The sequence below is a fragment of the Streptomyces sp. NRRL F-2664 genome (genome assembly GCF_000719345.1).
In the GTDB taxonomy this organism is placed as follows: Bacteria; Actinomycetota; Actinomycetes; order Streptomycetales; family Streptomycetaceae; genus Streptomyces.
Genome location: NZ_JOFX01000006.1, coordinates 1 through 24,602 on the forward strand (window position 1 = coordinate 1; position 24,602 = coordinate 24,602).

Below are 24,602 nucleotides of genomic sequence, written 5' to 3' on the forward strand. Positions count from 1 at the left end.
CTGTCCTGCGTTTCCGACTCTATCAGACTCTTTCGGGCCCGATTTCCTCGGTGCTTTCCAGGTTCTCGCTTTCGCGATTCCCTTTCCGGCGATTCCGACTCTATCAGATCCTTTCGGGCCTGACTCCCTGTCAGCGGGTTGTGCTGCGCGGGCTGTTGGGCCCTTGCGGCGAGTGAGACAGTAGCGGATTCCCCGCCCCCGAACCTAATCGGCGGCGGCGTCCTCGGACGCGGATTCCTCATTCGCAAATACGCATGAAAACGAGACGACAAAGTACGTCGTTCGTTCGAATGGCAGTGCGGAATGGCTGTCCGGGGACCGACTGTGTCGGCGCTCACGTCGGACAACTCGAAGAACCTTACGGACTGGGCACACCCGTGTCAACCCCCTGCTGACCGGCGCCGCGCAGAGTGCGCAAAACCCACGCCGACCCCTGCCGGGCGGTCTACTCTGGCTCCCATGACTACGCATGCGCTCACGCCCAGCCGTCGCTGGTGGGCCGCCTGACGGCGGCCGACCTTCCACGCGAGCACGCATGCGCTCACGGCCGCCGCCCCCGGCGGCCGTTTCTGTTGTGCTCCCCTCCCCGGGAGTGGACCGGCCGCCCACGCGGTGACCCCACACCACTCACGCACAGGGAGAGCAGGACATGACGAGGATCTTCAGCGGGATCAAGCCGACCGGCCACATGACCTTGGGCAACTACCTGGGCGCCGTACGGCAGTGGGTCGCTGCCGACAGCAAGCCGGACGATGCGCTGTTCTGCGTCGTCGACCTGCACGCCCTGACCGTCGAGCACGAGCCCGCACGCGTCCGCCGGCTCAGCCGGCAGGCGGCGACGCTCCTGATGGCGGCCGGCCTGGGACCCGAGCGCTGCACCCTGTTCGTCCAGAGCCACGTCCACGAGCACACGCGGCTGGCCTACCTGCTGGAGTGCACGGCGACCGACGGGGAGCTGCGCCGGATGATCCAGTACAAGGAGAAGGCCGCCAAGGCGCAGGCTTCCGGCGAGGGCGTACGGCTGTCGCTGCTCACCTACCCGGTGCTGATGGCAGCCGACATCCTGGCGTACGGGGCCGGGGAGGTGCCGGTCGGTGAGGACCAGCGGCAGCACGTCGAGCTGACCCGGGACCTGGCGGTGCGCTTCAACCAGCGCTACGGCCATACCTTCACCGTGCCGAGGGCCACGCATCCGGCGGTGGCCGCGCGGGTGATGGACCTCCAGGACCCGACGTCGAAGATGGGGAAGTCCCATGCGAACGGCTCGGGGATCGTCTACCTCCTCGACGAGCCCGGGGTGGTGCGCAAGAAGGTGATGAGGGCCGTCACCGACAGCGGGGACGGTGCGGTGGTCCACGACCGGGAGGCGCGGCCGGGGGTGGCGAACCTGTTGGACATCCTGGCTGCGTGCACCGGCGGTGATCCCGTCGCGCTCGCGGACGGGTACACCGGGTACGGCGCGCTGAAGCGGGACGTCGCCGACGCGGTGGTCGAGCTGCTGCGGCCGTTGCAGGAGCGGCACGCGGAGCTGGCTGCGGACCCCGCGCAGGTGGACAAGGCTCTGCGGGAGGGCGCGGGGCGGGCCCGGGAGCTGGCACGGCCCGTGGTGGACCGGGCGTACGAGGCGATCGGGCTGCTCGTGCCGTAGCGGCCCCGGTCCGACCGGTTCGGGTGCGGGTACGCGGGTGCCGGCGGGTACGGGCCCGGCGCCGGGGCGGGGGCCCGTACCCGCAGGTCAGCTGTTGCCGGAGGCGAGTTCGCGGCTGCGGTCGCGGGCCGCTTCGAGGGCGGCGATCAGTGCGGCGCGTACGCCGTGCTTCTCCAGCTCCACGATGGCGTTGATGGTGGTGCCGGCCGGGGAGGTGACGGCCTCGCGGAGCTTGACGGGGTGCTCGCCGCTGTCGCGCAGCATCACGGCGGCGCCGATGGCGGCCTGGACGATGAGGTCGTGGGCCTGGGCGCGGGGCAGCCCGAGGAGGATGCCGGCGTCGGTCATGGCCTCGACGAGGAAGTAGAAGTACGCCGGGCCCGAGCCGGAGAGGGCGGTGGCCGCGTCCTGCTGGGACTCGGGGACGCGCAGCGTCTTGCCGACTCCGCCGAAGATCTCCTCGGTGTGGGCGAGGTGCTCGGCGGTGGCGTGGCTGCCGGCGGAGATGACGGACATGGCCTCGTCGACGAGCGCGGGGGTGTTCGTCATGACGCGCACGACGGGGGTGCCGGGGCTGAGGCGCTCTTCGAAGAACGAGGTGGGGATGCCGGCGGCGCCGCTGATGACGAGCCGGCCTGCGGGGACGTGCGGGGCGAGCTCGTCGAGGAGCTTGGCCATGTCCTGGGGCTTGACGGTGAGGATGAGGGTGTCGGCGCGCTTGGCGGCCTCGGCGTTGGAGACGGCCTCCACGCCGTAGCGGGTGCGCAGCTCCTCGGCGCGGTCGCTGCGGCGCGCGGTGACGAGGAGTTTGGAGGCGGGCCAGCCGCCGCGGATCATTCCGCTGAGCAGGGCCTCGCCGATCTTGCCGGTACCGAGGACTGCGACTGTCTGGGTCATGCCCGATTCACCTCGCCGAACTGTGCTTCACCTGGGCTGCGTAGGCAGGGGGCGTTCGCGTACGCGTCCTCATCCTTGCACCCGTGCGGGGTGCGGGGGCGTGCTGTCCGCAGTGCGGTCAGGGGGTGCGGCGGCGGAGGGTGGCCGCGCCGAGGGCGAGGACGAGCAGGGCGCAGGCGGCGACGATCACGGTGTCGCGGACGAAGTCGGCGGTCATGTCGGTGTGGGTGAGGACCTGGGTCATGCCGTCGACGGCGTAGGACATGGGCAGGGCGTCGGAGATGCCTTCGAGGACGGGGTGCATGGTGTTGCGGGCCGCGAAGAGACCGCACAGCAGCAGCTGGGGGAAGATCACGGCCGGCATGAACTGGACGGCCTGGAACTCGGAGGCCGCGAAGGCGGAGACGAAGAGGCCGAGGGCGGTGCCGAGGAGGGCGTCGAGGAGGGCGACGAGGAGGAGCAGCCAGGGGGAGCCGACGACGTCGAGGCCGAGGACCCAGAGGGCGAGGCCGGTGGCGAGGAGGGACTGGACGACGGCGACGGCGCCGAAGGCGAGGGCGTAGCCGGCGATGAGGTCGCCCTTGCCGAGCGGCATGGCGAGGAGGCGTTCGAGGGTTCCGGAGGTGCGTTCGCGCAGGGTGGCGATGGAGGTCACCAGGAACATGGTGATCAGGGGGAAGATCCCGAGGAGGGACGCGCCGACGCTGTGGAAGGTGCGGGGGCTGCCGTCGAAGACGTAGCGCAGCAGGGTGAGCATCAGGACCGGCACCAGGACCATCAGGGCGATGGAGCGCGGGTCGTGGCGGAGCTGGCGCAGGACGCGGGCGGCGGTGGCGGCGGTGCGGGCGGTGTTCATCGGGGCTGCTCCTGGGCGGCGAGGGTGTTCGCCCGGTCGACGAGGCGCAGGAAGCCCTCTTCGACGGTGGCGGAGTGGGTGCGGGTGCGCAGGGCGTCGGGGGTGTCCTGGGCGAGGATGCGGCCGTCGCGCATGAGGAGGAGGTCGTGGCAGCGCTCGGCCTCGTCCATGACGTGGGACGAGACGAGGATGGTGGCGCCGCGGGTGGCGGTGAGGTCGTGGAAGAGGTTCCACAGGTCGCGCCGCAGGACGGGGTCGAGTCCGACGGTGGGTTCGTCGAGGACCAGCAGCTCGGGGGTTCCGAGCAGGGCGACGGCGAGGGAGACGCGGCTGCGCTGGCCGCCGGAGAGGTTGCCGGCGAGGGCGCCGGCGCGGCCGGTGAGGTCGACGTCGGTGAGGGCGCGGTCGACGGCTTCGGCGCGGCGGGCCGCGGCGGTCCGGCCGGGGTCGAGGATCGCGGCGAAGTAGTCGAGGTTCTGGCGGACGGTGAGGTCGTCGTAGACGGAGGGGGCCTGGGTGACGTAGCCGATGCGGGAGCGGAGGTCCGGGTGGCCCGCGGGCCGGCCGAGGACGTCGAGGGTGCCGGTGACGTGGGCCTGTGTGCCGACGATGGCGCGCAGGAGGGTGGACTTGCCGCATCCGGAGGGGCCGAGGAGGCCGGTGATGCGGCCGCGGGGGACGTCGAAGGCGATGTCGTCGATGACGGTGCGCGGGGTGCGGCCGGTGCCGCGGCGGACGGTGAGGCCGTGGGCGTGGACGGCGGCCGGTGCTTCACCCGGCTGCTTATTCATCATGTGATGAATAATGCGCCCGGCGGTGCCGGGGCGTCAATCACCGGGACACTGCGGGCGTACTGCCGGGGGCGGTGAGGGCTACTTCCTGCGCTTCGGTCGCCGGGCGGCCGGGTTGCCGGTGCGGGTGCTGCGGCGGCGCTCGTACTCGGCCAGGGCTCGCTCGTACTCGGCGCGGCGGAGCTTCTCGCCGGGGGCCTCGACCAGGCAGCGCAGGGCGTAGGCGATGAGGGAGCCGATGAAACCGATCGTCTTCAGGCCCTTGAGCGCGGCCTCGTCGGAGGACGGGGCCGGGCGCCGGTTGTAGGAGTCCCAGGTCTTGATGAAGGCGATGGAGCTGGCGATCGCGAAGAGGACGACGACGGAGATGCTGAGGAAGGGGCCGACGTTGCCGATCGCCAGGCCCTCGTAGGACAGGCGCAGCAGGACGGCGGCGGCGGTCGCGGTGACCAGCGATCCCACGGCGAGGGCGGCGCGGCGCAGGCCGTAGCCGCTCTCGTGGTTCACCCAGGTGGTGCCGAAGTAGCGGATCGGCTCGGGCTGCGGGCCGGCGGGGGCCGTCGGCGCGGGCGTGGACGACGCCCGGGCCGGGGCGGCCGCGCCGGTCGCCGGCTCGACGGGGGGCTGGTCTCGCTGATCGTCGCTCACAGCAGCGATTATCCCCCGCCGGGCCGGTCGGGCCGAGTGTGTCTCACGTGTCAGACGGGTCGTCCGCGGCACACGCGGCGGACGCGGCCGGCGCATGGCGGACGGAACGCGGGCCGCGCCGTCCGGTCAGCCGCAGTGCGTGACCACGTAGCCGTCGCTGCCGGTCCGCACGTACGCGTCGGAGACGAACCGGCCGTTGCCGATGCAGTCCCAGATGTCGGTCGTGCCGTACGGGCCGGAGACCGTGGTGCCCTCGGTCTGGCAGCGCAGGGTGACGGTCGCGCCGAGCGGCAGGACGTCGATCACAGAGTAGGTGGTGCCGGGGCCGCTGCGGACGTTGAGCCGGTAGCCGGGAGCGACCGGGTAGGACGGGTAGCCGGAGCCCGATGCAACACTCTGCACTTGGCTCGAATCGTTCTCCACCGACATGCGACATCTCCCCCCATGGGCGTTGCCGTGCGCAACTCGCGCAGGGTAGCAGGACCTTGGAGATGCGTACGGCTCATCGACTAGGCTCCGGCGGGGGTGGTGAGCGGTGCATTCGCTGCGTGCGGAGTACGCGGGCTTTCCGGAGTACGCCGGGCAGTACCGGCTCGAATCGGTGCTCGGCTCCGGAGGGATGGGCGTCGTCCACCTCGCCACCTCCGGCTCGGGGCTGAAACTCGCCGTCAAGATCGTGCATGCCGAGCATGCGGTGGACCCGGAGTTCCGGGCCCGCTTCCGGCAGGAGGTCGCCGCCGCGCGCCGGGTGAGCGGTGCCTTCACCGCCCCTGTCGTGGACGCGGATCCCGACGCCGAACGGCCCTGGATGGCCACCCTGTTCATCGACGCGCCGACGCTCGCCGAGCGGGTGCGGGAGCGGGTGCTGGACCGCACCGAGCTGGCCCGGCTCGCCGCCGGGCTGGCGGAGGCGCTGCGCGACATCCACCGGGCCGGTGTGGTCCACCGGGACCTCAAGCCGAGCAACGTCCTCATGGCGCCCGACGGCGTACGGGTCATCGACTTCGGGATCTCCCGGCCGGCGGACAGCGACCTGCGGACCGAGACGGGCAAGCTGATCGGGACGCCGCCGTTCATGGCGCCCGAGCAGTTCCAGCGGCCCCGCGAGGTCGGGACGGCCGCGGACGTCTTCGCCCTGGGCGCGGTGCTCGTCCACGCGGCGACGGGCCGCGGGCCCTTCGACTCCGACAGCCACTACCTGGTGGCGTACCAGGTGGTGCACAGCGAGCCCGATCTGACCGGGCTGCCGCGGCAGCTCGTACCGCTCGTCGAGCGGTGCCTGGCGAAGGATCCGCAGGAGCGGCCGACCGCGGAGGAGCTGATCGGGGAGATGCGGGCGGTCGCGTACCCGACCGCCGAGGACACCCAGGCCTTCATCCCCCGGCCGCGCCCGCCCGACGGGGCCGAACTGCTCACCCACCGCCGGGAGCGCGTCCCCGCAGCGCCGGAGCCCCGGCCCCCGCGCCGGCGGCGGACGCGGATCGCGGTCGCGGCCGGGACCGGGCTGCTGCTGGTGGGCGGCGCCGTCGGCGGGTACCTGTGGTTCGGGACGGCCGCCGGGTCGTCGACCGCGCAGATCGCGGGCACGTCGGATCCGGCGCCCGCGAAGGCCTTCGCGCCGTGGTCGGTCCCCCTGGGCACACCCGGCACGGGCAGCCGGATCGGGGCCTGCTCCTGGCAGGCAGAGGCCCTCTACTGCGCCGGACCGGGCCTCACCGCCGCCCGGCTCGACCCCGCCGACGGCAGGGCGGTGTGGACGGTGGCGGCACCGACCGGCGCGCCGGCGAAGGGGACCGCGACCGCCGCCGCACCCCTGCACGCCGGCGGTCGCGTCCTCGTCGTGGTACCGGGCAGCGAGACGCTCCGGGCGCTGGACCCGGCCACGGGCGCCGAGCGCTGGCGCCGTGGGCTCCCCGCCGGCTCCCAGGTGCTGCCCGCGGGTGCGCAGGTCCTGCTGGTGGGAACGCACGGCAGCGTCACCGCCCTGGACGCGGCGACCGGCACCGCGCGGTGGACGCAGCAGATCGGCGGGGTCGGCTCCGTGTGGTGGACCGGCGGTGGTGGCGACGGCGTTACCGAGCCCGCCGAGCTGTACGTGGCGACGCCCGACGGCAGCGGTTCCACGCAGCTCGCCGCCGTCGACCCGGCGACCGGGAGCGCCGGACGGCAGTTCCGCACGGCCGGGCGGCTGCGGCCGGTCGGGGCGGCGCGCGGCGGCCTGTACCTGATGGACGTCGACGCCTCCGGCCGGACCACCGCCGTCGTGCGCGCCGACCTCGCGGCGCGTTCGGCGCAGCGGGTGCGGCTGGCGGCGCCGCTGTTCGACGCGGAGGCGGCGGTGGACCGGGAGGGGGTCACGTACCTGTTCGGGACGTCCGGCGCACTGGCCGCGGTCGGGGCCGACAAGGAGCGGTGGCGGCTGGAGACGGGCGTGACGGTGGCCTCCCGGCCGGTGGTCGCCGGCGGCCGGGTCCTTTTGACGGCGCCGGACGGGCGGCTGCTGGCCGTCGACGCGGCCGACGGCCGGCCGGCGGGCCAGACCCGGCCGCGGATGGCCGACGGCAAGGACACCTACGCGTCGACGCTGCCCGCGCCGGTGGCCGGCGGCGGGCGGATCTTCGCGGGCGCGCCCGACGGCTCGGTGTTCGCGGTGGACGCCGCCGACCCGGCCCGCTGGTGAGACGCGGGCGCCCCCGCACCGGATCGGTGCGGGGGCGTCGCTGCCCGTGGCCGGCCGGGTCAGCCCAGCCGGGTGACGTCGCGGACGGCGCCCTTGTCGGCGCTGGTCGCCATCGCAGCGTAGGCGCGCAGGGCCGCGGAGACCTTGCGCTCGCGGTTCTTCGGGGCGTACACCCCGCCCAGCGCCGCGTGGCGGGCCGCCAGGACCGCGTCGTCGACGACGATCTCGATGGACCGGTTCGGGATGTCGATGCGGATGAGGTCGCCGTCCTCGACGACGGCGATGTCGCCGCCGGACGCCGCCTCCGGGGAGGCGTGCCCGATGGACAGGCCGGAGGTGCCGCCGGAGAACCGGCCGTCCGTCACCAGCGCACAGACCTTGCCGAGCCCGCGGCCCTTGAGGAACGACGTCGGGTAGAGCATCTCCTGCATGCCCGGGCCGCCGCGCGGGCCCTCGTAGCGGATGACGACGACGTCGCCCGCCTTGACCTCCTTGCGCAGGATCTTGTCGACGGCCTCGTCCTGCGACTCGCAGACGACGGCCGGGCCCTCGAAGGTCCAGATCGACTCGTCGACGCCGGCCGTCTTGACGACACAGCCGTCGACGGCGATGTTGCCGCGCAGCACGGCGAGGCCGCCGTCCTTGGAGTACGCGTGCTGCACGGAGCGGATGCAGCCGCCCTCGGCGTCGAGGTCGAGGGTGTCCCAGCGCTCGGACTGGGAGAAGGCCGTCGCGGAGCGCTTGCAGCCGGGGGCCGCGTGCCACAGCTCCATGGCCGTGTCGGTCGCCGTGCCCGAGCGGGCGTCCCACTTCGCCAGCCAGTCCTCCAGGCCCGCGGAGTGGACGGTCGTCACGTCCTTGTTGAGGAGGCCGCCGCGGTGCAGTTCGCCGAGGATCGCCGGGATGCCGCCGGCCCGGTGCACGTCCTCCATGTAGTACGTGCCGCCGGGCGCCACGTTCGGGGCGACCTTGGCCAGGCACGGGACGCGGCGCGAGACGGCGTCGATGTCCTTGAGGTCGTAGTCCAGGCCCGCCTCCTGCGCGGCGGCCAACAGGTGCAGGATCGTATTGGTGGAGCCGCCCATGGCGATGTCGAGGGCCATGGCGTTCTCGAAGGCCTCGCGGGTGGCGATGTTGCGGGGCAGGACGGACTCGTCGCCGTCCCCGTAGTAGCGCTGGGTGATCTCCACGACCGTGCGGCCCGCGTCCTCGTACAGGGCACGGCGGGCGGTGTGCGTGGCGAGGACCGAGCCGTTGCCCGGAAGGGCCAGGCCGATGGCCTCGGCCAGGCAGTTCATCGAGTTGGCGGTGAACATGCCGGAACACGAACCGCAGGTGGGACAGGCGTTCTCCTCGATGCGGAGCACGTCCTCGTCGGAGACGTTCTCGTTGGAGGCGTCCACCATGGCGTCGATCAGGTCCAGCTTGCGGACGGTGCCGTCGACGAGGATCGCCTGGCCGGCCTCCATCGGGCCGCCGGAGACGAACACGGCCGGGATGTTGAGGCGCATGGCGGCCATCAGCATGCCGGGGGTGATCTTGTCGCAGTTGGAGATGCAGATCAGGGCGTCGGCGCAGTGCGCCTCGACCATGTACTCCACGCTGTCCGCGATCAGGTCGCGGGACGGCAGGGAGTACAGCATGCCGCCGTGGCCCATCGCGATGCCGTCGTCGACGGCGATGGTGTTGAACTCGCGGGGGATCGCGCCGGCCGCGCGGATGGCGTCCGACACGATCCGGCCGACCGGCGCCAGGTGGGTGTGGCCGGGGACGAACTCGGTGAAGGAGTTCGCCACCGCGATGATCGGCTTGCCGATGTCCGCGCTCGCTACGCCCGAGGCGCGCATCAGGGCGCGGGCACCCGCCATGTTGCGGCCGTGGGTGACGGTGCGGGACCTCAGCTCGGGCATGCGGTTCACTCCCCATGAGTACGGCTGTACGGTCAGCCGCGACTGCGGATATGGCTCAGGTACGAGGCTACGCCCACCGCCCGCGATCCGGACGGCCTGTCCGCATGGCGGGACGGGCGGCTCAGCCCTCGGTCAGGTACCGCTGGAGCGTAGGGGCGACGAGCGCCACGATGTCCTCCGGGTCCGCGGACGCGAGCGGCTCGACCTGGAGGACGTAGCGCAGGATCGCGATGCCGACCATGTGGGAGGCGGCGAGCTCGGCGCGGAAGGTCGGGTCGGGCACGTCGAGGTCGGCGGCGATCCGCTGCAGCAGCCTGCGCAGCACCAGCCCGCGCAGCACCTTCGCGGCGGCCTCGTGCGTGAGCGCGGACCGGATCACCGCGAGCAGCGGCGCCCGGGTGACGGGGTTCTCCCAGATCCCGAAGAAGTAGCGGGAGAGGCGCTCACCGATGCCGTCCGGCCCCTCCCCGATGACGGCCGGGAGCACCAGGGCCGGCTCCATGCTGATCTCGATGGCGGCGGCGAACAGGTCGTCCTTGCTGCCGAAGTAGTGGTGCACCAGCGCCGGGTCCACACCGGCGACCTTCGCGATGCCGCGCACGGACGTCTTGTCGTAGCCGCGTTCGGCGAACACCTCACGGGCGGCGAGCCGGATGCGCTCCTGCGTACCCGGGCCCTCCTCGACCTCGTCCTGGCGGGGGCGGCCCGGCCCCCGGCGGCGCGGCGCGCTCTCCTTCGTCACGGCCGGCGCGCCCCGTCGCGGCCGGCGGCGGCCAGGTGCAGGCGGGTGAAGGCCAGCGCCTCGGCGAGGTCCGCCTCGCGCTCGGCGGAGGACATCGCGCGCCGCGTGTTCACCTCGATCACCACGTGCCCGTCGAAGGAGGTCGCGGCGAGTCGCTCCAACAGTTCGGCGCAGGGCTGCGTACCGCGCCCCGGCACCAGGTGCTCGTCCTTGGCCGAGCCGTTCCCGTCGGCGAGGTGCACGTGGGCCAGCCGGTCCCCCATCCGGTCGACCATGGCGGTGGCGTCGGTGCGGGCGGTCGCGGTGTGCGACAGGTCGACGGTGAAGTGCCGGTAGTCGTCCTTCGTGACGTCCCACTCGGGGGCGTAGGCGAGCATCTCGCGGTCGCGGTACCGCCACGGGTACATGTTCTCCACCGCGAACCGCACGTCGGTCTCCTCGGCCATCCGCCAGATGCCGGACACGAAGTCGCGCGCGTACTGCCGCTGCCACCGGAAGGGCGGATGCACGACGACGGTGGACGCGCCGAGCCTTTCGGCGGCCGACCGGGCGCGCTGGAGCTTGACCCAGGGATCGGTGGACCACACCCGCTGGGTGATCAGCAGACAGGGCGCGTGGACGGCGAGGACGGGCACCTGGTGGTGCTCCGACAGACGGCGCAGCGCGTCGATGTCCTGGCTGACCGGGTCCGTCCACACCATGACCTCGACGCCGTCGTAACCGAGGCGCGCGGCGATCTCGAAGGCGGTCGCCGTGGACTCCGGATAGACGGAGGCGGTGGACAGGGCGACCTTCGCGGTGGGGATGCGGACGGGTTCTGCCACGGGGACAGGGTACGGGGCCCGCGCCCGCCCGGTACGTGACGGCCGCCACGCGGGCCCGGTTCCGGCCGTCAGACGAGGCGGAAGAAGAGGGTGTCCTGGGTGTACCGGTCGAGGTCCCTCGTCGCGCGCTCCCACTCCTTGTGCTCGGCGTCGAGGACGGCGGCGAGCTGCTGCACGTCGTAGTGGAAGTCCGGGTCCATCCGGTCCAGAACGGCCCGGTAGGCGTCGGCGGCGTCCTTGGTCCTCGCGAGCGGCAGGTGCCCGATGGCCGGGTAGCCGTCCATCGACCAGGGGATGTCGGGGAACTCCACGGGCGGGCCCCCGAAGAGGTACCTGTGGGGCAGCAGGTCGGCGGCCACGCCGAGGCGGCGCATCTCGTCGTCGACGAGCCCGAAGAAGGTGCTGGGCTTGGAGTACGTGCCCAGGTGGGAGTCGTCCGAGGCATTGCAGTCGATGATGAACTGCAGGGCGGTGGTGTAGGCGTTGCCCGCGCAGTCCGCGTCGGAGTCGGTGCGCCCGGCGACGAGGTGCTCCAGCGCGTCGGGGACGGACAGCCCCCAGTCCAGTCCCTGCCGGTCGAGGTTGTCCTGGTAGGCCCGGGCACGGTTGCGCATGAGCTCCAGCCGGCGCAGCTGATCCCCCGTGAGATCGCCCTTGCTGCCGAGGTAGGCCAGCACGTGGGCCTTGTCCGCCGTCGAGTACGAGATGTTGTGACTCATGGTCACCATCCTGCCCACGCCCTCGGACACCGCGGCATCAGGTGGTCGCTGGTACGGGGGGTGGGGGGTGGGGGCACCGGCCGGGCGTGCACCCGTACACGCCGCCCCTCCGCCACACCACAGCTCCGCCACACCGCCGCTCCCCCGCACCACGGCTCCCCCACGCCGTGCCTCCCCGCGCCCGTGCCCGCATCGCGCCGCCGGGCGGTGCTGCGCCGGGGTCGTGCTACGCGGCGGCGGGGCCCGGTGTCGGGAGGTGGTCCAGGCGGCGGAGGATGACGCCCTCGCGGAGGGCCCAGGGGCAGATCTCCAGTTCGTCGACGCCGAACAGGTCCATGGCGCCCTCGGCGACCAGGGCGCCGGCCAGGAGCTGGTTCGCGCGGCCCTCCGAGACGCCCGGGAGCGCGCAGCGCTGGGCCGTCGTCATCTCCGCAAGCCGCGGGACCCACTCCTCCAGCGCCTTGCGGCTGAGGTCGCGCTGCACGTACAGGCCGTCCGCGGTGCGGGCCGCGCCCGCGATGCGGGCCAGCTGCTTGAAGGTCTTCGACGTCGCCACGACGTGGTCCGGGGCCCCGAAACGGCTGAACTCGCGGACCGTGCGGGCGATCTCCGTCCGGACGTGCCGCCGCAGCGCCCGGATGTCGCGGGCGTCCGGCGGATCGCCCGGCAGCCAGCCCGCGGTGAGGCGGCCCGCGCCCAGCGGGAGGGAGACGGCCGCGTCGGGGTCCTCGTCGATGCCGTACGCGATTTCCAGGGAGCCGCCGCCGATGTCCAGGACCAGCAGCTTTCCGGCGGACCAGCCGAACCAGCGGCGGGCGGCGAGGAAGGTGAGCCGCGCCTCGTCCTCACCGCTCAGGACCGGCAGGTCGACGCCTGTCTCGGCCTTGACCCGGGCCAGGACCTCGTCGGCGTTGGTGGCCTCGCGCACGGCGCTGGTGGCGAAGGGCAGGACGTCTTCGCACCCCTTGTCCTCGGCGGCCTGCACTGCTTCGTTGATGACGGAGAGGAGCCGCTCGACTCCCGCGGGGGTGACCGCGCCGGCGGCGTCGAGCAGCTCGGCCAGCCTTATCTCCACCTTGTGCGAGTGCGCGGGCTGCGGGCGCGCACCGGGGTGCGCGTCCACCACCAGCAGATGGACGGTATTCGAACCCACATCAAGGACACCGAGTCTCATAGGGGGAAACGCTACTGCGCGGAACACTCAGGGGTTGAGTAAGGGGCGCTTAGGCTTGGGTTTGTGCCAAATACGAAGAAGGCCAACAAGACCCGGTCGCTGAAGGACACGGGCAGGACCACGAGCAGTGCCAAGGGCGGCAAGGCCGGAAAGGGCAGGGCCGTGCCCGACGAGAAGGGGCTGGACTTCCCCCGGGCCTGGGTGGAGTTCCCCGACCCCGCCGACGACGAGCAGGTCTTCCGCTGTGACCTGACCTGGCTGACCTCCCGCTGGACCTGCATCTTCGGCAGCGGGTGCCAGGGCATCCAGGCGGGCCGGGCCTCGGACGGCTGCTGCACGCTCGGCGCGCACTTCTCCGACGAGGACGACGAGAAGCGCGTCGCGGAGCACGTGGCCCGGCTGACGCCGGAGCTGTGGCAGTTCCACGACGTCGGCAGCGAGAGCGGGTGGACGCAGAACGACGACGACGGGGAGAAGCAGACCCGCCGCTGGGACGGTGCGTGCATCTTCCTGAACCGGCCCGGCTTCCCCGCGGGGGCCGGCTGCTCGCTGCACATCCTCGCGCTGAGGGAGGGCCGGGAGCCGCTGGAGACCAAGCCGGACGTGTGCTGGCAGCTGCCGATCCGCCGGACCTACGACTGGATCGACCGGCCGGACGACACCCGGGTCCTGCAGGTGTCGATCGGCGAGTACGACCGCCGCGGCTGGGGTCCCGGCGGCCATGACCTGCACTGGTGGTGCACGTCGGCGACGTCCGCGCACGGCGCCGGGGACCCGGTGTACGTGTCGTACCGCGCCGAGCTCACGGAGCTGATGGGCAAGGAGGGGTACGAGGCCCTCGTGGAGCTGTGCGAGGCCCGCCTGGCGTCGCTGCTGCCGATGGCTCCGCACCCGGCGGACCCCGCCCCGGTCACGGGACCGGTTCCGGGCACGGCCACGGGCACGGACGCGGCTCCGGGACCGCTTCGCGACCCGGCTCCGTAGGCCAGGGGCGGGGAGCGGCGTCGGGCGTCAGCCGCCGGCGGGCCCCGTCGGGGCGGGTTCGGGCGCCGGGGAGTCCGTGCCGCCCGTACCGTCCGTCGGGGTCGGCGCGGGCGTCGGCGACGGCGGCGGGGTCGTCGGCTCCGTCGGGCCGGGCGTCGGCGTGGGCCCCTGCGTCTGGTCCGGGGTCGGCGACGGGCTCGCGGGCGGCGTCGGTTCCGGCTGCGGGGCGGGTGTGGACGGCGGGCGGCCGCGGCCGCGGATGGAGACCACCGCGCCGGTCGGGTCGACCCCGACGTGGGCGGTCCAGGCGCCGACGGGCTGCGCCTCGGGGTCGACGGTGATCTGGAGGGTGACCGATTCTCCCGGCGCGAGGGTTCCCGCGGTACGGCTCGCATGCAGCCAGGGCCCGTCGGACCAGAGCCGCCAGTTCACCGGGGCGCCGCCGGAGGCGGTGAGGGTGAGCAGGGTCAGGGCGCCCCGCGAGGACGCTGCCACGGAGAGCCGGCCGGGGGCGCCGGCGTGGTCGGGGCTGGCCGGCGGGCCGCTGCTGATCACCTCGACGGAGACGTCGGAGGAGGCGCTGGTCCCGGTGAAGGCGGAGGCGCCGGTGGTGGTGCCGGTGGCGTTCCCGGTGTTCTCGTAGGCGGTCAGCGGGCGGCCGTCGATGCGGGCGGTCGGGAGTTCGGTCTCGCTCGCGGAGATGCGGGTCGAGTGGTCGCCGGGGGACTCGCCGGTGCCCTGTTCGCTGCGGTACGAGGCCCACAGTGCCAGGACCGGGGCGGCGACGACGGTGGCGACGACGGTGGTGGTGACCGCCCGGGCCCGGAGCCGGTCGCGGCGGGCGGCGCGGTCCCTGGGGTCCATGGGGAAGCCGGTGCGGTCGAAGCGCGGGCCGGGGCTGCGGCCGCGGCCCCGGCCGGAGCGGAGCATCGCCGCGTGGACCGCGGTGCGGGGGGCGGGTACGAGCGGCAGCGCGGCGGTGTCGACACCGCCCGAGCCGGGCCAGGGAGCGGCGGCGCCCACCCGCTCGGCGACGCGCCGGCAGCGGGGGCAGTCGTCGACGTGGCGGACCAGCTCGGCGCGCAGGGTGCTGGACAGCAGCACGTCGCCGCCGGTGCCGGCACCGTCGGCGCCTCCGCCGGTGAGCTGGGAGACGCTGGGGCAGCCGCCGGTCTCGACGACGGCGAGCGCGGCGCGGGTGCGCTCCACTTCGCAGGCGGCGCCGGTCAGGAGCTCGCGGGCGGCGGCGGGGGGTGTACCGAGGACGGCGGCGAGTTCGGGAACGCCGAGGCGGTGCCGGACGGCGAGTTCGAGGGCCTCACGCTGGGCGGGCGTGGTGCCGGCGGCCTCGGGCCAGGCCAGACGGGCCAGCTCGGTGCGGCGGTAGGCGCTGACGTCGAGCTGCCGGTGGGCCTCGGGGGCCGGGCCGCCGCCCGCTGCGCCCCCGGGCGCACGGCCTTCCCCTTCGTGCTCCGGCGCACGCCGGGCGGAGTGCGCGCCCGGCCGGATGCGCCGCTGGTCGGCCAGCCGGCGCAGGCAGGCCCAGCGGGCGAGCGCGTAGAGCCAGGCCCGCCGGTCGCCCTCGTCCGGGCACCGGCCGGGGTGCCGCTCGGCCACGGCGAGGACGTCTCCGAGCACATCGGTCGCGGTGTCGTGGTCGCACAGGACCGACAGGCAGTAGGTGAACAGGCCGTCGAGGTACGGCTCGTGCCGGAAGGGGCGCGGCGGCTCCTCTTCCTGGGGCGTGCGCCCGTGCGCCCGGTGCGCGCCGGTGCGCGGTGAGGGTTGTGCCTGGCTGCTGCTGTTCACCTGGCGACCGTAGGCGGCGCGTCGGGGGAGCCTTGGAAGCCTTCCCCGGTTTTAGCCCTTAAGGGTGAACAGATCGCCGGCGCACTGACGCACGGGCGTGACGGCCGGGCGGGACGACGACCCGACGCCCGACCCGGCCTCGGCCCCGCGGGCGGATCCGGCACGGGCGGAACCGGCACGGGCGGAGCCCGGACCGCACCCGGACCGGCAGCCCGGACGGCACCGCGGCACTGGCTGTCGGTGCGGACGGCTACCGTGAACCGCATGGCTGCCCGCACTGCTCGTTCATCCGCCAAGGACCGTCCGTCCTACCGCTGCACCGAATGCGGCTGGACGACGGCGAAGTGGCTCGGCCGGTGTCCCGAGTGCCAGGCCTGGGGCACGGTCGAGGAGATGGGCGCGCCCGCCGTACGGACCACCGCGGCCGGCCGGGTCTCCACCGCCGCGCTGCCGATCGCGCAGGTCGACGGCCGGACGGCGACCGCCCGCAGCACCGGGGTGGACGAGCTCGACCGCGTCCTCGGCGGCGGGCTCGTGCCCGGCGCCGTCGTGCTGCTGGCCGGCGAGCCCGGCGTGGGCAAGTCGACGCTGCTGCTGGACGTCGCGGCGAAGGCCTCCAGCGACGAGCACCGCACGTTGTACGTCACGGGCGAGGAGTCGGCCAGCCAGGTGCGGCTGCGGGCCGACCGGATCAGGGCGCTGAGCGACCATCTGTACCTGGCGGCCGAGACCGACCTGTCGGCGGTCCTCGGGCACCTCGACGCCGTGAAGCCGTCCCTCCTCGTCCTGGACTCCGTACAGACCGTCGCCTCCCCCGAGATCGACGGCGCGCCCGGCGGCATGGCCCAGGTGCGCGAGGTGGCGGGCGCGCTGATCAGGGCCTCCAAGGAAAGGGGCATGGCGACCCTCCTCGTCGGCCACGTCACCAAGGACGGCGCGATCGCCGGCCCCCGCCTGCTGGAGCACCTCGTCGACGTGGTGCTGAGCTTCGAGGGCGACCGGCATGCGCGGCTGCGGCTCGTGCGCGGCGTGAAGAACCGGTACGGCGCCACCGACGAGGTGGGCTGCTTCGAGCTGCACGACGAGGGGATCACCGGGCTCGCCGATCCGAGCGGGCTGTTCCTGACCCGGCGGGCCGAGGCCGTGCCGGGGACCTGCCTGACCGTGACCCTGGAGGGGAAGCGGCCGCTGGTCGCCGAGGTGCAGGCGCTGACCGTGGACTCGCAGATTCCCTCTCCCCGGCGAACCACCTCGGGCCTGGAGACCTCGCGCGTCTCGATGATGCTGGCGGTGTTGGAGCAACGCGGCCGGATCACCGCGCTCGGCAAGCGCGACATCTACAGCGCCACCGTGGGCGGCGTGAAGCTCACCGAGCCGGCCGCGGACCTGGCGATCGCGCTCGCGCTGGCCTCGGCGGCCAGCGACGTCCCCCTCCCGAAGAACCTGGTGGCGATCGGCGAGGTCGGTCTGGCCGGCGAGGTGCGGCGGGTGACGGGCGTGCAGCGGCGGCTGGCGGAGGCGCACCGGCTGGGCTTCACGCACGCGCTGGTCCCGGCGGATCCGGGCAAGGTGCCGCCGGGGATGAAGGTGACCGAGGTCGCCGACATGGGTGATGCGCTGCGCGTGCTGCCCCGCGGGCGCTCCCGTACACCGGCGAGGGAGCGGGCGGCGGCCGAGTAGGCGCCGGCGGCCCCGCTCCGGGTCACTGCGCACCCCGGTCCGACCGACCGGTTGAGCCCCTGGTCGACCCGGGTGGACCGCCATGATCGACCCGGCCGACCGGCCGGTCGGACCGCTGGTCAGGAGGCACGTACGGGCCGCCGCCCGGCCCTACCTGGCCGAGCCACGGCGGGGCCGTGGCGCGCGCCGGTAGACTTTGTGCTGGTCCGCCCAGCCGTACGCACGTCTCCGTGCCCCCGCGCCGGGTGGCGCAACCCGCGACCGGAGGAGTGCAGTGGCAGCCAAGGACGGGGCATCAGCACCCGGGAAGTCCGGCGCGAGCTCCAAGCACGACGCGCTCCTGCGCGCCTCGCTGAGCGCGGTCGCACCTGGTCAGCCGCTGCGCGACGGACTGGAGCGGATCGTCCGGGGCAACACCGGCGGCCTCATCGTCCTCGGCATGGACAAGGCCGTCGAGGCGATGTGCACGGGCGGCTTCGTCCTGGACGTGGAGTTCACCGCGACCCGGCTGCGCGAGCTGTGCAAGCTCGACGGCGCACTCATCCTCGACAAGGACCTCACCAAGATCCTGCGGGCGGGCGTCCAGCTCGTACCGGACGCGTCGATCCCCACGGAGGAGACCGGCACGCGCCACCGCACGGCGGACCGCGTCTCCAAGCAGTGCGGCTTCCCCGTGGTGTCGGTGTCGCAGTCGATGCGGCTGATCGCCCTCTACGTGGACGGGGAGCGGCGGGTCCTGGAGGAGTCCGGGGCGATCCTGTCGCGGGCCAACCAGGCGCTGGCCACGCTGGAGCGCTACAAGCTGCGGCTCGACGAGGTGGCCGGCACGCTGTCGGCTCTGGAGATCGAGGACCTGGTCACGGTGCGCGACGTGACGGCGGTCGCGCAGCGGCTGGAAATGGTCCGCCGGATCGCCACGGAAATCGCCGAGTACGTGGTCGAGCTGGGCACGGACGGGCGACTGCTCTCCCTGCAACTGGACGAGCTGACGGTCGGGATCGAGCAGGAGCGGGAGCTGGTCATCCGGGACTACGTGCCGGAGCCCACGGCGAAGCGTTCCCGCACGGTGGACGAGGCGCTGGCGGAACTGGACGCGCTGACCCACCCGGAGCTGCTGGAACTGCCCATCGTGGCCCGGGCGCTCGGATACACGGGCTCGCCCGAGACCCTGGACTCGGCGGTGTCGCCGCGCGGCTACCGGCTGCTGGCGAAGGTGCCGAGGCTGCCGGGGGCGATCATCGAGCGGCTGGTGGAGCACTTCGGTGGTCTGCAGAAGCTGCTCGCCGCGAGCGTCGACGACCTGCAGGCGGTGGACGGCGTGGGTGAGGCCCGTGCCCGCAGCGTCCGCGAGGGGCTGTCCCGGCTGGCGGAGTCCTCGATCCTGGAGCGGTACGTCTAGGGCGTGCCCGCTCGGCCGACCCCGGCGGGCTCCTGCCTCCGTTCGCGTGCGCGCTGCTGCTAGTCCTGCTTGAGGACGAAGGAGGTACGGGCCACCGGCATGCCGGGGGACTTGACCTCGACCACGTAGGTGTCCGGAGCGGCCGAACCCGCCGGGGGCGACTGGCACTGGTCGGCCGCGCTGAACCTGCGGTCCCAGTCCAGCGCGTACGTGGTCTCGCCCTGTGCCGGGACGCGGAAGAACGCGTTGCCCGCGCCCGCCGGGCAGTCCGCCGAGGACCACACCGCCTTGTTGGCGCTGGCCTGAAGGATGGTCAGCACGGCGTGCTTCGGACCGAGATCGACCTTGCAGGTGGTTCCGGAGATGTTGCGGGCGATCAGTTCGAGGCGGGGCTTCTCGTTCGCCTCGTACTCGTTCTTCGCGCTCTTGACCTCCCACTGCAGCGCATTGGTCGCGCACGTGGGCAGCGGGGAGTCCGCCGGGACCGCCGCCGCGCCGCCCGCGCCTGCGGCAGCGGAACCGGAACCGGAACCGCCGCCCGTGGCGGCGCCGCTGCCCGGTTCGCCGTTCTTGCCCGCGCCGCCGCCGGAGCCGCCGCCCTCGGACCCGGTGTTCCCGCCGCTGCCGGAGTCGGGGCGTCCGCCGGGGGCGGCGCTGATGGCGGGGCCCGTGCCGGCCGGCCCGGGGGTGATGGAGGTGACGGGATCGGGGCGGCCCTCGCCCTTTCCGTTCGTACTCGTCTTTCCCCCACCGGAACTGACGGTCCATACGGCGAGGAGCGCGAGGAGCGCGACGACGGACGCCAGCACAGCCCTCCGTCGCCAGTAGATGGAGGAGGGGAGCGGCCCGACCGGATTGCGCAGAGATCCCACGGAGGGAACTTTACGAGAGTTCGCGCCCCGATCAGTGCCCCACATGCCGCGCAGCGGACTCGATTTGCCGATGATCATCCTGCGGGCGCAAGCGGAGGCGGCGAGAACCGGCCAAAGGGCTGATATGGAGATCAATCCGGTTTGAGTACGTTGGGTGACCATCGGCGCCGCACCGGCGCTGGTTCGGCGGGCGTCCGGCCGACCGGGCCCGGTCCGGCCGACACGTCCGCCCCCGAGGTCCGAAACGTGTCAGGATGCCGTACGCCATGACTGCATCCCCCCTTTCCTCCCCCGACGTGTCCGCCGACGCCTCGTCCGACGCGTCCGCCGGCGTGTCCCCCGGCCCGGACCGCGGCGTGACCTGCGACGGGTCCGACGCCTCCGCCCGCCATGCGCTGCACTCCCCCGTCATCGCGTGGTTCGAGGAGCACGCCCGCGACCTGCCCTGGCGCCGCCCCGAGGCGGGCCCCTGGGGCGTCATGGTCAGCGAGTTCATGCTCCAGCAGACCCCCGTCAGCCGGGTCCTGCCGGTCTACGAGCAGTGGATCGCCCGCTGGCCCCGCCCCGCCGACCTGGCCGCCGAGGCCCCCGGCGAGGCCGTGCGTGCCTGGGGGCGGCTCGGCTACCCGCGCCGGGCCCTGCGGCTGCACGGCGCGGCCGCCGCGATAACGGAGCGGCACGGGGGCGACGTCCCGCGCGAACACGCCCAGCTCCTCGCGCTGCCCGGGGTGGGCGAGTACACCGCCGCGGCCGTCGCCTCCTTCGCGTACGGCCAGCGGCACGCCGTCCTCGACACCAACGTCCGGCGGGTCTTCGCGCGCGCGGCCACCGGTGTCGAGTACCCGCCGAACGCGACCACGGCCGCCGAACGGCGCCTGGCCCGCGAGCTGCTGCCGCAGGACGAGCCCACCGCGGCCCGCTGGGCGGCGGCCTCGATGGAGCTCGGCGCGCTCGTGTGCACCGCGAAGAACCCGGACTGCGTGCGCTGCCCGGTGGCCGGGCTCTGCGCGTGGCGGCTGGCCGGGAAGCCGGCGCACGACGGGCCGCCGCGGCGCGGGCAGACGTACGCGGGGACCGACCGGCAGGTGCGGGGCAAGCTCCTGGCCGTGCTGCGGGAAGCGTTGGGGCCGGTGCCGCAGGCCGTGCTCGACACGGTGTGGAACGAACCGGTGCAGCGGGCCCGGGCGCTCGACGGGCTGGTCTCCGACGGGCTGGTGGAGCCGCTCGACGGCGGCCTGTACCGGCTGCCGCAGAGCCGGCCGCAGGCCTGACGGCAGGAGGCCTGCGCGGGACCTCGGCGGGGGGCTCGGCGAAGTTCGGCCGCGTGTGGTTCGGGGGCCGGTCGGGCGGTTCGGGAACGGACCGTGCACCGACCGGCCACCCCCCGTAGCCGCGACTGAAGCTGAGTCAGAGATTCCGGTTTTTGCCGCTAAACCCCAGCTCACGGCCGCTGTTACACAACCTATGGGTGTCCGTGCTCCCACCGCAGGCTGGCCCGCACAGGCCCGTGACAACCCCTCCGTAGCGTCGTCCCCGTAAGACAGCGGTGGAGCGGTCGGACGGGAACGGAGGCGGTCTGAAATGGCGCAGGCGCATGGCGAGGTACTCGGGTTCGAGGAGTACGTGCGCACCCGGCAGGACGCCCTCCTGCGCAGTGCCCGACGCCTGGTCCCGGACCCCACCGACGCCCAGGACCTCCTCCAGACGGCCCTCGTGCGCACCTACGGCCGGTGGGACGGCATCGCCGACAAGTCCCTGGCCGATGCCTACCTGCGCCGGGTCATGATCAACACCCGTACGGAGTGGTGGCGGGCCCGCAAGCTCGAAGAGGTCCCCACCGAGCAGCTGCCCGACGCGTCCGTCGAGGACGGCTCCGACCAGCGCGCCGACCGTGCCCTGCTGATGGACATCCTCAAGGTGCTCGCGCCCAAGCAGCGCAGTGTGGTCGTCCTGCGACACTGGGAGCAGATGAGCACCGAGGAGACGGCCGCGGCGCTCGGGATGTCGGCGGGAACCGTGAAGAGCACTCTGCACCGCGCCCTGGCCCGCCTCCGGCAGGAGCTGGAGAGCCGGGACCTGGACATGCGTGCGCTGGAGCGCGGTGACCACACCATGCGGTACGAGGGGCGTGAGCGGTGCGCGGCCTGAACGGCCAAGACCTGAACGGCAGGAGCTCTCCCCCCGCATGGAGGGGAACGAGCAGTCTGGTGCTGGTGTCGGCGGGGACCATCGTCCTCGTCGGCACTGCCGTGTTCGCGGTCGGTTGCGCGACCGGCGGGACCGGCCTGCGCGACGGCGGGCCCGCCCGCACCGACACGGTCGCCAGGACCGCGCCGTCCGGCTCCGCCACGGACACCTCCCCGGCGTCGGCCTCCCCGTCCGGCACCTCCCTGAAGAAGGTGGACCCCGTCGGTCTGATCATGGCGGACCCCAAGGTCAGCGCCGAGGTCAAGAAGGACCTCAAGCCCTGTACGGGCAAGGAGTACCCGGTGGACGTGAGCTACGGGAAGGTCACCGGCGGCCCGGTCGCCGACATCGTCGTGAACGTCCTGTCCTGCGCCGACGCCCTGGGCCGCGGGTCCTACGTGTACCGGGCGGACGGCGGCAGGTACGAGAATGTGTTCTCGGACGAGCAGCCCCCCGTCTACGCGGAGATCGACCGGGGCGACCTGGTGGTCACGAAGCAGGTCTACGGCAAGAGCGACGCACTCGCCTATCCGTCGGGCGAGGACGTGATCACGTACCGCTGGAGCGGGGAGGGGTTCACCGAGCAGGACCGGGTGCACTCGGAGTACAGCAACGTGGTCGACGGCGGCGCCCAACCCGCCCCGGCGACGAGTCATAAGAACTGAGCACTGAGCAAGAAGAACGAGGCGAGGCTTGCGCATGGCCGAGACCCATGTCCTGTTCGTGGAGGACGACGACGTCATCCGTGAGGCCACGACCCTGGCGCTGGAGCGCGACGGGTTCGTGGTCACGGCCATGCCCGACGGCCTGTCCGGCCTGGAGTCCTTCCGCGCACGCCGGCCCGACATCGCCCTGCTGGACGTGATGGTCCCGGGCATGGACGGCGTGAGCCTGTGCCGCCGCATCCGTGACGAGTCCACCGTCCCCGTGATCATGCTGTCGGCGCGCGCCGACAGCATCGATGTGGTGCTGGGCCTGGAGGCGGGCGCCGACGACTACGTCACCAAGCCGTTCGACGGCTCCGTGCTGGTCGCCCGGATCCGCGCCGTGCTGCGCCGCTTCGACCACTCCGGAGGCCCGCAGAACGGCGCCGCGGGCACCCCCCACGACGGCCCGGACGCCGAGCGCGGAGTGCTCTCCTTCGGTGACCTGGAGGTGGACACCGAGGGCATGGAGGTCCGCCGGTCGGGCGCGAACGTGGCGCTGACGCCGACCGAGATGCGGCTGCTGCTGGAGTTCTCCTCCGCACCCGGCACGGTCCTCTCCCGCGACCGGCTCCTGGAACGCGTCTGGGACTACGACTGGGGCGGCGACACCCGTGTCGTGGACGTCCACGTCCAGCGGCTGCGGACGAAGATCGGACAGGACCGGATCGAAACGGTCCGGGGCTTCGGATACAAACTCAAGGCATGAGACGGTTCACCCTCCGTACGGGGATCCGGTGGAAGATCACGCTCGCCATCGCCGCCGTGGGCGCCCTCGTCACCATCGCGCTGAGCCTGGTGGTGCACAGCGCTGCCCGGGTGTCGATGCTGGAGAGCGCGCGCGATGTGCAGCTGGAGCGCGTGCAGTTCATCTCCCGCAATGCCGAGGCCGGGCGCAAGCCGCCCATGGGAGCCAAGCTCAACGATCCCGAACTGCCGGCGGAACTGCGGCAGAAGGCACAGTCGGGGCGGCGCGGGACGTACGTCCAGGAACGACCGGAGGGGCTGCCCGAGGTGTGGGCCGCCGTACCGCTCGGGAACGGGACGGTGCTGTCGCTGCACACGCCGTTCCGGGAGAGCACCAACCTGCTCACCGACCTGGACCGGGCCCTCGTCATCGGCGGCCTGTCCGCGGTGGTCGGCGGATCGGCGCTCGGCGTGCTCATCGGCGGACAGATCTCGCGCCGGCTGCGCAAGGCGGCCGCCGCCGCGCAGCGGGTGGCCCACGGTGATCCCGACGTACGGGTGCGGGACGCGGTCGGTGGTGTCGTCCGCGACGAGACGGACGACCTGGCGCGGGCCGTGGACGCCATGGCCGACGCCCTCCAGCAGCGGCTGGAGGCCGAGCAGCGGGTGACCGCGGACATCGCGCACGAGCTGCGCACACCGGTGACGGGCCTGCTCACCGCCGCGGAACTGCTGCCGCCGGGGCGGCCGACGGAGCTGGTCCGGGACCGGGCGCAGGCGTTGCGCGCCCTGGTGGAGGACGTGCTGGAGGTGGCCCGGCTGGACAGCGCCTCGGAGCGGGCGGAGCTCCAGGACGTGGCGCTGGGCGAGTTCGTGAGCCGGCGCGTGAAGGTGCTGATGCCGGAGGCGACGGTACGGATCGTCGCGGACGAGGTCGTCAGTACCGACCCGCGGCGGTTGGAGCGGATCCTGGGCAACCTCCTCGCGAACGCCGCCCGGTACGGGCTGCCGCCGATCCAGGTGGACGTGGAGGGGCGGGTCGTGCGGGTCCGCGACCACGGGCCGGGGTTCCCCGAGGCACTGCTGCGCGAGGGGCCGAGCCGGTTCCGCACCGGGTCGACGGACCGCGCGGGTGTGGGGCACGGGCTGGGGCTGACCATCGCGGAGGGCCAGGCGAGGGTGCTGGGGGCCCGGCTGACGTTCCGCAACGTGGCGGCCCCCGGTGTCCTGGAGCGCTCGCCGACGGCGGCGGGCGCGCCCGTCGGTGCGGCGGCCGGGGCGGTCGCCGTGCTGTGGCTGCCCGAGCACGCGCCGACGGACACGGGCAGCTTCCCGGTACTGAAGCCGCCTCAGGTCTGACGGACGGGGACCGGGCCGTGCCCGCCGCCGGG

Annotated in this window: 22 protein-coding genes; 10 read left to right on the plus strand and 12 right to left on the minus strand. The window is 73.4% G+C overall.

The genetic code is table 11. The annotated features are described in order from the left end of the window. The first annotated feature begins 649 nt into the window (after positions 1–649). A complete protein-coding gene (gene trpS / locus IF89_RS0108770) occupies positions 650–1,648 on the plus strand; it encodes a tryptophan--tRNA ligase (RefSeq protein WP_030763706.1) in 999 nt (332 codons plus the stop codon). 87 nt (positions 1,649–1,735) lie between these two features. On the opposite strand, the gene proC is transcribed toward trpS, so the two are convergent. The 5 genes from proC to IF89_RS0108795 form a co-directional block, all read right to left on the minus strand. Next, on the minus strand, positions 1,736–2,545 hold the full coding sequence (gene proC / locus IF89_RS0108775; protein WP_030763708.1) for a pyrroline-5-carboxylate reductase: 810 nt from the start codon (positions 2,543–2,545) through the stop codon (positions 1,736–1,738). A gap of 118 nt (positions 2,546–2,663) precedes the next feature. Next, positions 2,664–3,401: an ABC transporter permease gene (locus IF89_RS0108780; RefSeq protein WP_030763711.1), complete on the minus strand. Its 738-nt coding sequence runs from the start codon at positions 3,399–3,401 to the stop codon at positions 2,664–2,666. Beyond that, positions 3,398–4,195 carry an ABC transporter ATP-binding protein gene (locus tag IF89_RS0108785; RefSeq protein ID WP_030763713.1) on the minus strand — a complete coding sequence of 266 codons (798 nt, stop codon included), beginning with the start codon at positions 4,193–4,195 and terminating at the stop codon, positions 3,398–3,400. The genes IF89_RS0108780 and IF89_RS0108785 overlap by 4 nt, the downstream gene beginning before the upstream one ends. Positions 4,196–4,273: 78 nt before the next feature. After that, complete coding sequence (locus IF89_RS0108790) at positions 4,274–4,840, minus strand: hypothetical protein (RefSeq protein WP_030763715.1); 567 nt, start codon at positions 4,838–4,840, stop codon at positions 4,274–4,276. Positions 4,841–4,966: 126 nt separating this feature from the next. Further along, positions 4,967–5,269 carry an SH3 domain-containing protein gene (locus IF89_RS0108795; RefSeq protein ID WP_030763717.1) on the minus strand — a complete coding sequence of 101 codons (303 nt, stop codon included), beginning with the start codon at positions 5,267–5,269 and terminating at the stop codon, positions 4,967–4,969. A 106-nt stretch (positions 5,270–5,375) separates the two neighbouring features. On the opposite strand from IF89_RS0108795, the gene IF89_RS0108800 reads away from it, so the two are divergent. Continuing rightward, complete coding sequence (locus IF89_RS0108800; RefSeq protein ID WP_030763719.1) at positions 5,376–7,520, plus strand: serine/threonine-protein kinase; 2,145 nt, start codon at positions 5,376–5,378, stop codon at positions 7,518–7,520. A gap of 59 nt (positions 7,521–7,579) precedes the next feature. Here the strand turns inward: IF89_RS0108800 and ilvD are convergent, their stop codons facing one another. The 5 genes from ilvD to IF89_RS0108825 form a co-directional block, all read right to left on the minus strand. Further along, complete coding sequence (gene ilvD / locus IF89_RS0108805) at positions 7,580–9,430, minus strand: dihydroxy-acid dehydratase (protein ID WP_030763721.1); 1,851 nt, start codon at positions 9,428–9,430, stop codon at positions 7,580–7,582. A gap of 121 nt (positions 9,431–9,551) precedes the next feature. Then, entirely contained in the window at positions 9,552–10,172 is a 621-nt protein-coding gene (locus tag IF89_RS0108810; RefSeq protein WP_030763724.1) for a TetR family transcriptional regulator, read from the minus strand. After that, entirely contained in the window at positions 10,169–10,996 is an 828-nt protein-coding gene (locus IF89_RS0108815; RefSeq protein WP_030763727.1) for a sugar phosphate isomerase/epimerase family protein, read from the minus strand. Before IF89_RS0108815 ends, IF89_RS0108810 begins: the two co-directional genes overlap by 4 nt. 68 nt (positions 10,997–11,064) lie before the next feature. Continuing rightward, the gene (locus IF89_RS0108820; RefSeq protein ID WP_030763730.1) at positions 11,065–11,715 is read right to left on the minus strand and encodes a DUF7691 family protein; all 651 of its coding nucleotides are present in this window, start codon (positions 11,713–11,715) and stop codon (positions 11,065–11,067) included. A 226-nt stretch (positions 11,716–11,941) separates the two neighbouring features. Further along, positions 11,942–12,889, minus strand: coding sequence for a Ppx/GppA phosphatase family protein (locus tag IF89_RS0108825; RefSeq protein WP_030763733.1), 948 nt, complete (start codon positions 12,887–12,889; stop codon positions 11,942–11,944). Between the two features lie 162 nt (positions 12,890–13,051). Between IF89_RS0108825 and IF89_RS0108830 the strand changes: the two genes are divergently transcribed. Then, positions 13,052–13,873, plus strand: coding sequence for a hypothetical protein (locus IF89_RS0108830; RefSeq protein WP_420706898.1), 822 nt, complete (start codon positions 13,052–13,054; stop codon positions 13,871–13,873). A gap of 27 nt (positions 13,874–13,900) precedes the next feature. Here IF89_RS0108830 and IF89_RS0108835 read toward each other — a convergent pair whose 3' ends face one another. After that, complete coding sequence (locus IF89_RS0108835) at positions 13,901–15,682, minus strand: BACON domain-containing protein (RefSeq protein WP_030763738.1); 1,782 nt, start codon at positions 15,680–15,682, stop codon at positions 13,901–13,903. Positions 15,683–15,946: 264 nt separating this feature from the next. On the opposite strand from IF89_RS0108835, the gene radA reads away from it, so the two are divergent. Then, positions 15,947–17,362: a DNA repair protein RadA gene (gene radA, locus IF89_RS0108840; protein WP_030763740.1), complete on the plus strand. Its 1,416-nt coding sequence runs from the start codon at positions 15,947–15,949 to the stop codon at positions 17,360–17,362. Positions 17,363–17,636: 274 nt separating this feature from the next. Continuing rightward, a complete protein-coding gene (disA, locus tag IF89_RS0108845) occupies positions 17,637–18,761 on the plus strand; it encodes a DNA integrity scanning diadenylate cyclase DisA (protein WP_030763743.1) in 1,125 nt (374 codons plus the stop codon). Between the two features lie 59 nt (positions 18,762–18,820). Here disA and IF89_RS0108850 read toward each other — a convergent pair whose 3' ends face one another. Then, the gene (locus IF89_RS0108850; protein WP_030763746.1) at positions 18,821–19,633 is read right to left on the minus strand and encodes a hypothetical protein; all 813 of its coding nucleotides are present in this window, start codon (positions 19,631–19,633) and stop codon (positions 18,821–18,823) included. A 266-nt stretch (positions 19,634–19,899) separates the two neighbouring features. On the opposite strand from IF89_RS0108850, the gene IF89_RS0108855 reads away from it, so the two are divergent. The 5 genes from IF89_RS0108855 (at position 19,900) to cseC (ending at position 24,570) form a co-directional block, all read left to right on the plus strand. After that, a complete protein-coding gene (locus tag IF89_RS0108855; RefSeq protein ID WP_030763749.1) occupies positions 19,900–20,904 on the plus strand; it encodes an adenine glycosylase in 1,005 nt (334 codons plus the stop codon). 310 nt (positions 20,905–21,214) lie between these two features. Beyond that, positions 21,215–21,781 carry a SigE family RNA polymerase sigma factor gene (locus tag IF89_RS0108860; protein WP_030763752.1) on the plus strand — a complete coding sequence of 189 codons (567 nt, stop codon included), beginning with the start codon at positions 21,215–21,217 and terminating at the stop codon, positions 21,779–21,781. Positions 21,782–21,846: 65 nt separating this feature from the next. After that, positions 21,847–22,485, plus strand: a complete 639-nt coding sequence (locus tag IF89_RS0108865) for a hypothetical protein (protein WP_051806923.1) — start codon at positions 21,847–21,849, stop codon at positions 22,483–22,485. Between the two features lie 34 nt (positions 22,486–22,519). Then, positions 22,520–23,233, plus strand: coding sequence for a two-component system response regulator CseB (gene cseB, locus IF89_RS0108870; protein WP_030763756.1), 714 nt, complete (start codon positions 22,520–22,522; stop codon positions 23,231–23,233). After that, complete coding sequence (cseC, locus tag IF89_RS0108875) at positions 23,230–24,570, plus strand: two-component system sensor histidine kinase CseC (RefSeq protein ID WP_030763759.1); 1,341 nt, start codon at positions 23,230–23,232, stop codon at positions 24,568–24,570. The genes cseB and cseC overlap by 4 nt, the downstream gene beginning before the upstream one ends. Positions 24,571–24,602: the final 32 nt, after the last annotated feature.

What these genes read in the sequence shown, in the direction of transcription:
- trpS (WP_030763706.1), top strand. Translation starts at nt 650, where the DNA reads ATGACGAGGATCTTCAGCGGGATCAAGCCGACCGGCCACATGACCTTG.
- proC (WP_030763708.1), bottom strand. Translation starts at nt 2,545, where the DNA reads ATGACCCAGACAGTCGCAGTCCTCGGTACCGGCAAGATCGGCGAGGCC.
- IF89_RS0108780 (WP_030763711.1), bottom strand. Translation starts at nt 3,401, where the DNA reads ATGAACACCGCCCGCACCGCCGCCACCGCCGCCCGCGTCCTGCGCCAG.
- IF89_RS0108785 (WP_030763713.1), bottom strand. Translation starts at nt 4,195, where the DNA reads ATGATGAATAAGCAGCCGGGTGAAGCACCGGCCGCCGTCCACGCCCAC.
- IF89_RS0108795 (WP_030763717.1), bottom strand. Translation starts at nt 5,269, where the DNA reads ATGTCGGTGGAGAACGATTCGAGCCAAGTGCAGAGTGTTGCATCGGGC.
- ilvD (WP_030763721.1), bottom strand. Translation starts at nt 9,430, where the DNA reads ATGCCCGAGCTGAGGTCCCGCACCGTCACCCACGGCCGCAACATGGCG.
- IF89_RS0108820 (WP_030763730.1), bottom strand. Translation starts at nt 11,715, where the DNA reads ATGAGTCACAACATCTCGTACTCGACGGCGGACAAGGCCCACGTGCTG.
- IF89_RS0108825 (WP_030763733.1), bottom strand. Translation starts at nt 12,889, where the DNA reads ATGAGACTCGGTGTCCTTGATGTGGGTTCGAATACCGTCCATCTGCTG.
- radA (WP_030763740.1), top strand. Translation starts at nt 15,947, where the DNA reads ATGGCTGCCCGCACTGCTCGTTCATCCGCCAAGGACCGTCCGTCCTAC.
- IF89_RS0108855 (WP_030763749.1), top strand. Translation starts at nt 19,900, where the DNA reads ATGACTGCATCCCCCCTTTCCTCCCCCGACGTGTCCGCCGACGCCTCG.
- IF89_RS0108860 (WP_030763752.1), top strand. Translation starts at nt 21,215, where the DNA reads ATGGCGCAGGCGCATGGCGAGGTACTCGGGTTCGAGGAGTACGTGCGC.
- cseB (WP_030763756.1), top strand. Translation starts at nt 22,520, where the DNA reads ATGGCCGAGACCCATGTCCTGTTCGTGGAGGACGACGACGTCATCCGT.
- cseC (WP_030763759.1), top strand. Translation starts at nt 23,230, where the DNA reads ATGAGACGGTTCACCCTCCGTACGGGGATCCGGTGGAAGATCACGCTC.